Origin of the sequence: Treponema sp. Marseille-Q4132, from assembly GCF_014334835.1 — a bacterium.
Lineage (GTDB): Bacteria > Spirochaetota > Spirochaetia > Treponematales > Treponemataceae > Treponema_D > Treponema_D paredis.
In genome coordinates, this window is sequence record NZ_CP060591.1 from 368,750 (window position 1) to 380,737 (window position 11,988).

At 49.4% G+C, this 11,988-nt stretch carries 12 protein-coding genes and 1 tRNA gene; 8 read left to right on the plus strand and 5 right to left on the minus strand.

Translation table 11 applies throughout. The features are described from left to right. The first annotated feature begins 79 nt into the window (after positions 1–79). From H9I35_RS01750 to H9I35_RS01760, 3 genes are read left to right on the plus strand one after another with little or no spacing between them, the layout of a single operon-like run. On the plus strand, positions 80–757 hold the full coding sequence (locus H9I35_RS01750; RefSeq protein WP_187419943.1) for a 4Fe-4S dicluster domain-containing protein: 678 nt from the start codon (positions 80–82) through the stop codon (positions 755–757). Positions 758–776: 19 nt separating this feature from the next. Continuing rightward, positions 777–2,387 (plus strand): FAD-dependent oxidoreductase, encoded by a 1,611-nt coding sequence (locus H9I35_RS01755; RefSeq protein ID WP_187419944.1) that lies wholly within the window; start codon positions 777–779, stop codon positions 2,385–2,387. A 36-nt stretch (positions 2,388–2,423) separates the two neighbouring features. Next, positions 2,424–2,771, plus strand: coding sequence for a hypothetical protein (locus tag H9I35_RS01760; protein WP_187419945.1), 348 nt, complete (start codon positions 2,424–2,426; stop codon positions 2,769–2,771). A gap of 79 nt (positions 2,772–2,850) precedes the next feature. On the opposite strand, the gene H9I35_RS01765 is transcribed toward H9I35_RS01760, so the two are convergent. From H9I35_RS01765 to coaD, 5 genes are all read right to left on the minus strand, one after another. Next, positions 2,851–5,691 (minus strand): adenylate/guanylate cyclase domain-containing protein, encoded by a 2,841-nt coding sequence (locus H9I35_RS01765; protein ID WP_187419946.1) that lies wholly within the window; start codon positions 5,689–5,691, stop codon positions 2,851–2,853. A gap of 139 nt (positions 5,692–5,830) precedes the next feature. Next, positions 5,831–6,589 (minus strand): ribonuclease III, encoded by a 759-nt coding sequence (rnc, locus tag H9I35_RS01770; protein ID WP_187419947.1) that lies wholly within the window; start codon positions 6,587–6,589, stop codon positions 5,831–5,833. A gap of 83 nt (positions 6,590–6,672) precedes the next feature. Continuing rightward, the gene (gene acpP / locus H9I35_RS01775; RefSeq protein ID WP_016520105.1) at positions 6,673–6,915 is read right to left on the minus strand and encodes an acyl carrier protein; all 243 of its coding nucleotides are present in this window, start codon (positions 6,913–6,915) and stop codon (positions 6,673–6,675) included. A 16-nt stretch (positions 6,916–6,931) separates the two neighbouring features. After that, the gene (gene rpmF, locus H9I35_RS01780) at positions 6,932–7,120 is read right to left on the minus strand and encodes a 50S ribosomal protein L32 (RefSeq protein WP_016520106.1); all 189 of its coding nucleotides are present in this window, start codon (positions 7,118–7,120) and stop codon (positions 6,932–6,934) included. A 128-nt stretch (positions 7,121–7,248) separates the two neighbouring features. Next, positions 7,249–7,728: a pantetheine-phosphate adenylyltransferase gene (coaD, locus tag H9I35_RS01785; RefSeq protein WP_016520107.1), complete on the minus strand. Its 480-nt coding sequence runs from the start codon at positions 7,726–7,728 to the stop codon at positions 7,249–7,251. A gap of 102 nt (positions 7,729–7,830) precedes the next feature. On the opposite strand from coaD, the gene H9I35_RS01790 reads away from it, so the two are divergent. The 5 genes from H9I35_RS01790 (at position 7,831) to H9I35_RS01810 (ending at position 11,937) form a co-directional block, all read left to right on the plus strand. Next, entirely contained in the window at positions 7,831–9,570 is a 1,740-nt protein-coding gene (locus H9I35_RS01790; protein WP_187419948.1) for a hypothetical protein, read from the plus strand. A gap of 72 nt (positions 9,571–9,642) precedes the next feature. Further along, complete coding sequence (locus H9I35_RS01795) at positions 9,643–10,233, plus strand: hypothetical protein (protein ID WP_187419949.1); 591 nt, start codon at positions 9,643–9,645, stop codon at positions 10,231–10,233. A 123-nt stretch (positions 10,234–10,356) separates the two neighbouring features. Continuing rightward, positions 10,357–11,094, plus strand: coding sequence for a HEAT repeat domain-containing protein (locus tag H9I35_RS01800; protein ID WP_187419950.1), 738 nt, complete (start codon positions 10,357–10,359; stop codon positions 11,092–11,094). Between the two features lie 148 nt (positions 11,095–11,242). Further along, a tRNA-Arg gene (locus tag H9I35_RS01805) sits at positions 11,243–11,316 on the plus strand. A 30-nt stretch (positions 11,317–11,346) separates the two neighbouring features. Continuing rightward, entirely contained in the window at positions 11,347–11,937 is a 591-nt protein-coding gene (locus H9I35_RS01810) for a Maf family protein (protein ID WP_187419951.1), read from the plus strand. Positions 11,938–11,988: the final 51 nt, after the last annotated feature.

Consider the following 11,988-nt stretch of genomic DNA (forward strand, 5'->3'; position numbering starts at 1 on the left):
AGTATCAGCTAACAAAGCTGTACTTTTCGAGTTTTATTAAACTCGAAATTTGACCTAATAATTTAATGAGGATTGTGCTATGTCGGAAAAATTGATAAACATTTACCTGTTCGGAAAACGATACGAAGTGCCCGAACATCTGACGATCATGAATGCGATGGAATACGCGGGTTACGAACTCGTGCGCGGCTGCGGATGCAGAAACGGTTTTTGCGGCGCATGCGCGACGGTGTACCGCATCAAAGGACAAAACCGCCTGTACACGTGTTTGGCGTGCCAGACTAAAGTCGTCGACAATATGTACATCGCGACGCTGCCGTTTTTTCCGCTTGTAAAGCAAGTGTACGACATCGATGCGGTCACGGCCGAACAGCGGATCATGATGGAGCTCTATCCCGAAATCTACGCGTGTGTCGGCTGCAATGCGTGTACGCGCGCGTGTCCGCAAAACTTGCGCGTCATGCAGTACATCGCCTATGCACAGCGCGGCGAATTTCAAAACTGCGCGGACGAATCTTTCGACTGCGTTATGTGCGGCATCTGCTCATCGCGCTGTCCGGCAGAAATCAGCCATCCCCAAGTAGCCGAACTCGCCCGCCGCTTAAACGGCAAATACATCCAGCCCGAAGCAAAGCATTTGACCGAACGCGTCGAAGAGATCAAAGACGGAAAATTCGAAAGTCTGATCCAAAATCTTATGGCAAGGCCGATCGATCAAATCAAAGAGCTGTACAACAGCCGCGACATCGAAGCGTGACGAAAAAAGGAGCGTGAATATGTATACGGGCATTATGAAAGAGTCGGCGGAAAAGGTCGCCGCAAAGAGAAAGGAAAACGCCGCATTTGAACCGCGCCGCATGAGCGCAGAAGAAAAAGAGGCGGTACTGCGCGAATATCATCCCGATCATATAACGGAGCAGTTTACCGAACTTGAAATCGGGCCGAATAAAGGTGAAAAAGCGCCACTTGAGCTTGCGGAAATTTTACAAGGCATGCCGCGCATAGAACCGGACAAAATCGATTTGACGAAAGCCGATTACGAAACCGACGTGCTCATCATCGGAGGAGGAGGCGCCGGAACGGCGGCTGCGATCGAAGCGGACAACGCGGGCGCAAAAGTGCTCCTCGTCACAAAACTCCGCGTCGGAGATGCGAACACGATGATGGCCGAGGGCGGCATTCAAGCGGCCGACAAAGCGAACGATTCGCCCGAACGGCATTTTCTCGACGCTTTCGGCGGCGGTCACTTCGACGCAAAAAAGGAACTCGTCTACGAACTCGTCACCCGTGCGCCCGAAACGATCCGGTGGCTCAACACGCTCGGCGTCGAATTCGACAAAGAAAAAGACGGCACGATGATTACGACGCACGGAGGCGGCACGAGCAGAAAACGCATGCACGCGTGTAAAGATTATTCGGGCGCCGAAATCATGCGCACGCTCCGCGACGAAGTTTTAAATCGCGCCGAGCGGATCACCGTCGTCGATTTTACGAGCGCAGTGGAATTATTAAAAGATGAAAAAGGAAACTGCGCCGGAGCCGTACTCATGAACATGGAGACGAAAGAGCTGCTCGTCGCAAAGGCGAAAGCCGTCATCATTGCGACGGGGGGAGCCGGACGCATGCACTATCAGGGCTTTCCGACGTCGAACCACTACGGCGCGACGGCGGACGGACTCGTGCTCGCGTATCGCGCGGGCGCAAAACTCCTCTATCAGTATTCGCTCCAATACCATCCGACCGGCGTCGCCTATCCGCAGCAAGTGTTCGGTGCGCTCGTTACGGAAAAAGTGCGCTCACTCGGCGCAAAAGTGTGCAATATCGACGGGGACGCTTTTATCCATCCGCTTGAAACGCGCGACGTGGAAGCGGCGGGCATTATCCGCGAAATAAAAAAAGGCAAGGGCATTCCGACGGGTATGGGAGAAGGCGTATGGCTCGACACGCCGATGATCGAGTTGAAAAACGGAGAAGGCACGATCGAAAAGCGTATACCCGCGATGCTGCGCATGTTCGAAAAATACGACATCGATATCAGGCGCGATCCGATCCTCGTCTACCCCACCCTTCACTATCAAAACGGCGGCGTCGAAATCGACCGGGAGTGCAAAACGAATATCGGAAACCTCTTCGTCGCAGGCGAAGCCTCCGGCGGCATTCACGGGACAAACCGTCTCATGGGAAACTCGCTTTTGGACGTTGTCGTCTTCGGACGCATCGCGGGAACAGCTGGCGCGCGAGAGTCGCAAAAAAACGCGATGCCGGAAAAGCTTTCGCTCGAACACGTAAAGGATTTCGAAAAAGAGAGGGCGGCGGCCGGCATAAAAACGCAAATGCTCTCGCCCCGCCTTTTGCCGCATTATACGCATAGAGACGGCGAACTCTAAAAACGATATATTTGCACAGGGAGGAATAATTAAATTATGGAACATCAGGTACTTGAATTTCTCGGAATCTTAAAAGGCGGCGTATTTTACCCCGCGAGCATTCTCGAATCGATTATGATTTTGTGCTTCGGTCTTTCGTGGCCGATGTCGATTGCACGCTCGCTGAAATCGAAGTCGACAAAGGGTAAAAGCCTTTTGTTTATGTGCTTTATCGCGTTCGGCTATATCTGCGGCATAAGCGCAAAGCTGCTCGAACGCAAATACAATCTCGCCTTTTGGTTTTATATTCCGAACATCGTCATGGTGACGATGGATATATGCCTCTATTTCCGAAATAAACGGATCGAAAATTCGGTAAGCGAAACGATTATCATCGAAGCGTAAAGGTATCCTCGAAGCGTAATTTTCACTCACCCGTCCGCTTCGATAAGGTCTCGCAAGCGGACGAGCCGGATTTTTTTCGTCACTTCGTCGTCATATTCATGACACCGTCCCAATCGTCGGGAATGCCGTGCTTGAGATAATCTTTGCAGCGCTCTGCAAACACGAGCGAGGCTCCGTCGGCAGGATTCAGTTTATTCGCATTCATAAACATTTTTCCCGCCTTTTTAAAATCCCGCGCAAGGTATCTGTCGAGCGCTTCGTGAAATTCGCCGAGAGATGCAAGCTCATCGGGCGGCATTTCGTTTTTAAAGCCGAGTATATTGTAAAGCTGTACGGGCTTATTGATGCCGACGACGCGCACTTTGTCGAGTCTGCGGGAGACGAGTTCGCCTTTATGTTCGCCCGAATCGGCTTCGTTCCACGTCGTCTCCGAAACGAGGATCCACGATTTGTAGATTTTATTGACGCCTTCAAGACGGCTTGCGAGGTTGACGTCGTTGCCCATGATCGTATAATTCATCTTCATGCTCGTACCCATGTTTCCGACGACCATATTGCCCGTGTTGATACCGATACGCGTTTCAAGCTCGCGCGGGATGTCCTTATGCGCAAGATGTTTTTCGTTGTACAGTTTTTCAGCCTGCTTCATGCGCACGGCCGCGGCACAGGCGCGGTAGGCGTGGTCGGGCAAATCGATCGGAGCGCCGAAAAACGAAACGATGGCGTCTCCGATGTATTTGTCGATCGTACCGTTGTAGCGCAAAATCGTATCGCTGAGCAAACCGAGGTATTCGTTCAAAATCGATACGAGCTGAGTCGGCGTGACGAGTTCGCTGAACGATGAAAAACCTTTGATATCGGAAAAAAGCGCGGTTATGTGTTTGTCTTCTCCGCCGAGCGAAAGCTTTTCGGGATCTTCGACGATGGCATTGACGACGTCTTTTGAAAGGTAAGTCGAAAATGCGCGGCGCAAAAATCTTTTTTCGCGGTCGCTGAGCGTAAAGCGCAAAATGATTCCCGCGACATATATGAAAAGCATAAAAAGGCAGGATGCGACGGGCGGAATATAATAACCCGGCACGATCATAAAAAAGACGAAAACGCTCACGATGAGAAAGACCGCTATGCCGGTTACGACATTCTGCATCATATCGGATCTGCCGTAGGTGATGAACATGACGAAAAACATTAACAAAAAGGCTGCAATCATACCGTAATACCACGGAAACGGAGTGATAAAATCGCGCTGCAAAATCGTGTTCATAACGTTCGCGTGCGTGCCGACGTTCGGATAGCTTCGCGTAAACGGGTTCGTTCCGAGGTCGGTCGTACTCGATGCGGTGTTTCCGATGATACAGTACGACGCGCGGTATACGTCTTTCATATCGTTTACGTACTGCCGGTAGGTTTTATAATTGTCGGAAAGGAGAGCGAACTGCTCTTTCATGACGTCGATAAAATTCCCGGCCTGCTCTTCGGACAGTCCCGCTTTTAAAAGTTCCGCAATGCGCGCTTCGATCGAGCTCATATAGCCGGCGTCGATAAACGAACCGATATCGTCGTAAAAGGCCGCACGTGCGGCAAAGTAGGCTTCGTATTCGTTTGCGTTTATCCCGTCAATGAGCTCGCCGTCTTCGTTGAAACCCGCGCACCGCGCAAGCAGTATCTGTTTTTCTTCGTCGATCGTTTTATATTGTTTTAATAATTTTTGTGCCGCTCCCATATAACCGAGCGCGCTCCCGTCTGAGGCGAACAGTTCGTTGCTGCATATATTGCCGAGAGTTGTGACGACGGCTTCTTCGATAAAATCGAGATCTTTCAAAAAGACGACCGATTCGTTTTTAAACGATTTTCCCTGCTCCCTATGGAGCCAGTTGATAAGCATGCGTCCGTGGCCGTCGAGCGGGATCTTTACGGTCGTTTTCTCCGTCTCTCCGGGAAAAAGCGCGTTGAACACGATGAGCGAGTTTTGCGTACGCTCTATGCGTTCCGCATTGAGTATGTGCAAAAGCGGGGCAAACGAAAGCTGAGCCGCGTATTTTCCGCCGTAATCGTAGAGCAGTTCGATTCGCCGCCGAGTACCGTCGCTGTCGATGACGACATTCGTAAAGCCCGCGCCCGCCGCACGAGAGATGAGCGTGTGAAGCGCCGGAGAAAATCCCGTCTTTTGTCCGTTATATTGTTCGTCGGACGTATATTGATTGGCGCGCGAAATAAAACCGCCTGAGTCGGTGACGTTCGAAAGCAAAATGCGTTTTTGCGCATAATTTCTGTCTTCGTCGGAAAGCGTGATCGCAACGTCGCGCGTATTTACGGTAAGCCACGTGTTGCCGAAAAATTGGATCGCCCGTGCAAAATAGTCGTCGTTATCGCGGTATATTTTCGATGCGATATCGGCCTGCATATTCGAAAGAGCCGGATCGATATAATTGGCGATCATATCTTTCGTCACTGCCGAAAGCTCGGAACGGGAAACGAAACCGCGCCTGACCGATTCGGAAAACTCGTTGATGACGCCCGTGATGTCGTTCCGTCCGGCCGAAATCGCAGCGTTCATATTTTCTTCGGCGTTCGGCGCAACCCCTCGCGGGGAGGGCGAAAGGTATTCGACATCGAAAACGACGCTTTCCGCGCCGAGCTCGCGTATGCGCAAAAGACAATCGGCGATGATATCGCGGCTCCACGGCCATTCGCCGAGCGCTTGAATCGATTCGTCGTCGATGTTGACGAATAAAATCTTTTCCGATTGTTTCGGTTCTCTTCGGAGTCCGAGCAAAAAGTCGTACATACGGTAATCGAGTTTTTGGAAAAATCCCAAAACGCCGAGCGCCGAAAAAACGGCTGCAGCCGCAACGAGAACGATAAAACCGAGAGATTTAAAAAAAGACGAGCTTTTTTTTGTTTTCTTTTCCTGTGCCATACTGTCTTTCAGTATAGCACGAATTTACGCATCTGTCAGAGGGTCTGTCTCAAAAGTCGGTTACTTTCTCGACAGCCTGTCGAGTTTAAAATTAAGTCTTTATATTATAATGACTTAATTTTAAACGTCGCACATAAAATCAAGGAAGCTGTCCAAAAACTGAAGTTTTTGGACAGCCCTTTCCTGTCAGAATCGTATATGCTTTTTTGGCTGCTTTCTGTTCGGCTTCTTTTTTGCTTTTTCCGCTTTCGGGACCGTATGCACACTCTCCGAGGTAGACGGTAACGGAAAACGTACGATCGTGATCGGGACCGGTGACGCTCACCGTTTCGTAGCGGGGACACTCTTTTGTCTTTTTTTGATACAATTCCTGGAGCAGCGTTTTATAATCTTTCGAACCGCGGTCTTCCTGCACTTTTTCGATTTCGGGGACGAGAAACGAAAGCACGTATGTTTCGGCAGCCGCGTAACCCGCATCGAGAAAATACGCGCCGATGATCGATTCCATGCAGTCCGCGAGGATGGCGGGTTTTTGCCTGCCGCCGCTCAACTCCTCCCCGCGTCCCAAAACGAGCATTTTGTCGATGCCGAAACGGAGTGCGATCGGCGCAAGCGTTTTTTCGGAAACGACGACGGATTTGATTTTTGCCAAATCGCCTTCGGGATTGTTTTCGAAAGTTTTGTATAAATACGTCGCAGCGGCAAGTCCGAGCACCGAGTCGCCTAAAAATTCGAGACGTTCGTTGTTTTCAGGACGTTTTTCGGAACTTTCGTTCGCATACGAGCGGTGACGGAACGCAAGGTCGAGCAGCTCAAGGTTTCGGAAGCGCAAACCGAGCGGCTTGCAAAACCGAATAAGTTCTCGTTTTCGTTCGGATAAAATCGTTTTTAGCTTCATGCGTACAATCCCGGATAGGCCGGTATAAAAAAAACACAAGCGCTGAAGGCTTGTGTTTTTTTATAAGTCGCCTCAACGGCGGATTATTTTTTTGCCTGTTCGGCTTTGATGAATTCGTAGGCGTCGCGGACGGTTTCGAATTCGTTCGCTTTGTCATCGGGAATGCTCACTCCCAATTCTTCTTCGATAGCGTAGACGAGCTCGTAGGTATCGAGACTGTCCGCACCGAGATCGCCTCTGAATGAGGAATCGAGGGTGATTTTGCTTTCATCGATCTCCAGTTTCTCGGCAATGAGTTTCTGGATTTTGTTGAATAATTCGTCCATGTTCATGCTCCCTGCATCAGCCGTTTGATTCCGGCGTAATTACCTGACGTCCGCGGTAAAATCCGCATTTCGGACACACATGGTGCGGCTGCACAAGGTTCCCGCAATTGTTGCACGGAACAAGCTGCGGTGCCTCAAGATGCATATTCACACCCTGTCGTCTTTTCGTCACGGCTTTTGAAGTTTTTGATCTGGGTACTGCCATTATACTTAAACCTCGCTTTTTCTGAATAACTGCGGTCAATAGTACAACAGTTTCCAGCCGAATGTCAATCTATTATAACATTTTTCCGTTTTTAGTCAACGCTTTTTTCGGTACCGTATCGGCACGGTTCATCTGCCGAATTTTTCTTTCAGAGCCGCTTCGACGATCGGCGGCACCATCGACGAAATATCTCCGTGATACTGCGCGAGCTCTTTTATCGAACTTGATTTGACGATGACGTAACGCTGCTCCGTCGGTATAAAAAGCGTTTCGATGTCGGGATTGAGCATGTGATTCATCAGCGACAGATCGAATTCGTATGCGAAATCGTTCGTGTTGCGGATACCGCGCAGCAATACGTTTGCGCCCGTTTTTTTCGCATACTGCGCAACAAGTTCGCTGCATAAATGAAGCGTAACGTTTTTGTACGGCTTGATGATTTCTTCCATCATGCGGTAGCGTTCTTCTTCCGTAAAGAGATACTGCTTGTTCGAATTTACCGCGATGACGACATCGATTTTATCGAAGAGCTTGCTCGCCCTTTTGATAATGCTTAAGTGCCCGTTCGTCGGCGGGTCGAACGAACCGGGAAATACTGCGGTTGTCATGCGATTATAGTAACGCGGAGAGGAAAATTGTACAAGGCGAAGAGCACATCGCTCTATAGCCGTTTTATTTACAGATGAGTATACTGCTCGTGAGGTAAAGCGATGAAAAAAACGATTGTTCTGCTGCTGCTGTCCGTAAGCGTGCTCGGAGCCGGGTTTGCCGATGACGGCGGTACAAAGTACCTTGAAGATTGGTCGTACGGAAACATTTACGTTACAAAGCCGAGTATGGAAATTGCGCTGGAAAGCGAGTTTTTGTATGTCAACCAAAAGCGGCATACGGTACGTGCGCTTTTCGATTTTAAAAATCTTACGGCGCAAAAACGGAAGGTGCCGTGCGCGTTCCCCATCGTCATTACAATTCCGTATGAATTTGACGGCACACAAATCGTTACAAGCGATTTTAGAGCCTTTTACAATTTGACGGCTTTAAACCTTGCATTCGGCAGGCAAACGCAGCCGACACGAGACGAAGGGCGGGCGTTCAAAACAATCCCCGTCAATCCTTTGGAAGCCGATAAAAAATTGCGCGTTATTCCCTATGCCGAATATAAAAAGCAGCTTGATGAGTTCTACGGTGAAAACGTTTTTCATAAGGATAAAAATAAAACCGTTTACGAGGGTGTAAACATCCTCTTAAACGGCAAAAAAGTTCCGATTACGCACGTCGGCATCGAAACAAGCGTCGTTCAGGAAAGTCAAATGAAAGTCCCCGAAGAATGGGGCGGACTGCCGGTTTATAACGGCGAAATCACGCTTAAACTGCACTTTTACCACGAACTGGAGTTCCCCGCTTCTTCATCGTCCGTCGTCGATATTACCTACGCAACGGATACCGACAAAGGCGCCAAACGCGGAGAGGCTTACAAAAGCGTTTACGACATTTCGACCGGCGGTACGTGGGCGGGGAGCATTAAGAACTTCGTCTTGCTGACCGATGACGAGGTTACGGTGCACAATTCCGTCGCACAATTTGAGCAAAAGAGTCTTTTCGGATTCGGCAGCTATTCCGATGACCGCGGCACTATCCTGTGCGCGCGAAATTACAAACCTTCCGCACGCGAATATTTTGAATTCACCGGGTACACGTATGGCGATGAAATCGGATGGGCTTTTATGCAAAACCGCGAAAAGCAAGACTTTGTCCGAAATATCAGCGCTTCCTCTTTTCTCGACGGAAGCTTTAAAATCGGCGATGAAAAATCTTCTTCGTATAAACCCGAATGCTCTTTTGACGGCGAGTTTTTGAACGGCTGGGTCGAGGGCGCAAAAGGCGACGGTATCGGCGAATGGATCGAGTTTACGCTGACATCGACGGTTTTCGGTCCGTTTATGACCAACGGTTTGACACGGAATTATACGTCCAAACAAGAGTCGTGGGGCGAAGATTCCGTAGTGCTTTCCGATATTCACGACCGTAAAGAGTTGACGTGGACAAAGAACAATCGGATAAAAACAATGACGCTTGAAAACGTCAAAACGCATGAAAAACGGAAATTGAACCTCGTCGACTTATATGCGGGCTTCCGGCTTGACGACCGGGAAACCGAAACAAGATGGCTCTCTGCCAATGCAAACAAAAATCCCTGCATATTGCTTCCGGGCACCTACCGTCTCTCTATCGACAGCGTGTATAAGGGCACAAAATGGAGCGACACGGTTTTGGGCGAAGTATGGTTTTACGATTTGGGAAAGACATTCGGCGCCATCGCTGCGGATGAACTGAAATCAGGCAAACCCTTTATCACCGCCGAAGTCGAAAAACTGTTGTTCCGCTTCAGCGATTATACTGAGGGAAATGTAAAGCATATGGAGGAAGAGTTCATCAACTTGGCGCGGTAAACAAGACAGCGGGCACCGTCAATTTCTTTTCCATTTGACGAAACGGATAAGTGATTGTATATTTAGTGCATTATGAAAAAAACAAAACACAGCGCAATTATCGCACTCTGTATCTTTTCCGCATTTTTGATTTCGGCGTGTACATCCGCGCAGCGGGAACAAAGCTCACCCGCAATCCCGGATAAAAAAATCCGGCCGGGAACGCCCGCCGTTTCGGAAAAAACGGATGCGAAAACGGCTGCCGAAAACGAAGAATACCTCCGCTCGATCAATCATATCGACGTAACAAAAAAAACCTTCGAAGACGATAAAGCCGCAATCATGGCAAGCATCGATGAGCTTTCTTCCATTATGACCGGCGGACGTTATGAAGCGTGGCTCAAATTTATCGATGAGGAATCGATCCGCTATTGGTCGAATCCTAAAAACCTTGAGCGCGCATCCAAAATGCTTCCGGTCAAGGGACTGCGTATGAACAGCCTGCGCGATTATTTTACCTACATCTTCGTTCCGTCGCGAAAAGGACGTAAAGTCGACGAAATCAGATACGATTCCAAAACGTCGGTAAAAGCCGTTCAAGTGCGGGAAGATACGGACATCATCTATTATTATTTTAATAAAATAAACGGAAAGTGGCTCGTCCATATTCCGCCCATCGATTGACGGAGGCCGCTCGCGTAATTCCAACATTGATTTTTTTTTTGATTTTTTATAGAATGACGGAAAGGTTAAAAACTTTTTTGAAAGCCGTTTTTTTCCGAAAAAGTTTTAGAGGAGATTGTGCAGATGAAATTGTATAAGATTGCGCTTTGCGCCGCCGCTTTTGTTGCTTTTTCTTCGCCGTTTTTTGCACAGGAACAGCGCGTTCAGAAAAAAAACGATTCCGCGAAACGGAGCGAAAGGTCTGTTGAAAACGAATACTTGAGCGACGTCGACGGCACGGTCGTGCTGACCCTCGCCCGCTCGGATTCTTACGACAACAAACTCGTTGCCCTCGAATATCTGGAAAGCATTATCAAAGACGGCAATACGTCCGAAGACGTCGCCGCGGCTCTCGATCAGCTTGCAGGCGAAGGTCTTTTGACTCAAGCGCGAATGGGCGGACGGCTTGTCAATAATTTTCCCGACGTAAGACGGAGAGCCTGCCTGCTTCTTGCAAAGGTCGGAGGCGAACACTCTAAAAACACGCTTATCAATATCGCGATTGCGGACAACGAACCGATGGTACAGGCCGCCGCAATCCGCGCGCTCGGAGAGATGGGCTTAAACGAAAACGATGAAGCCGCCGACGCGATCGCATTCGCAAATCACCGAAACCGCGTATTGAATCCTACGAGCAGCATGGCGATCGAAACGCTCGACGCGTTTGAAAAGCTTGCAGGCAGTACGGAAAACAAACGGGCTATGGTCGACGAGATTTCGAGAATAGCATCGGACTATCACTATACGAGTGCGGTTCGCAAGCGTGCGCTCGAAGTGCTCAAAGGCATTAAGCTCGACTCTTCTTCGGGAAGCGCCAAGTAAAAAATGATACAATCAAACGATATCGTTTCGCAGTGTTTCCGCAAAAAGGCGGAAATCCTCAAGCGGTTTTTTTGATCGTATGCGTGCGGAAAATGCGGAAACCGTTCGAATTTCAATTTTCGGCTTCCGTGATTATCGGCGCGCATAAGAGAGATTAGCTCATCTGGATAGAGCGTCAGCCTCCGGAGCTGAAGGCGGTGGGTTCGAATCCCATATCTCTCATCTTTCAAAGATAAGGATGTAAAAATATTTATGGAACCCGTTATTTTAGCGTCGTCGTCGCCGCGCCGTCAGGATATATTGAAACTCTTGCACATTCCCTATCAAGTGATCATGCCGAATATCGACGAAACGGTATCGCCCTCTCTTCCGGCCGAAGACGTTCCGGAAATTTTCGCGCGGGAAAAAGTCGCGGCCGTCGTACATTCGCTCGCCGCCGACAGGGAAATCCCGTGGGTGCTCGCCGCCGACACGGTTATTATTTTCAACAATAAAATCTACGGCAAACCTTCCGATCAGGAAGAAGCGGCGGCGTTTCTCCGCGAATTGAGCGGAAAAACGCATACGGTCAAAACGGTTATCGCTCTCTACAGCGGAAAAACGAAGACGACGGTCGTCCGCGAAAGCGTTACGGAAGTGACTTTCAAAGAGATGAGTGAACGTGAAATCGAATGGTATGTCGAAACGGGTGAATGGCACGGAGCCGCAGGCGGCTACCGCATTCAAAGCCTCGCTTCGTGTTTTATTAAAAAGATAAAAGGCACGACGAGCGGAGTCGAGGGCTTGCCGATTTCGGAGCTTTATGATATTCTTGCGTCGCAGGGTTATTCAATTATCGAATAGCTTTGCCGTGCGCCCCGGGCCGTAGGCTTAAGGGGCAAACGATCTTCCGTA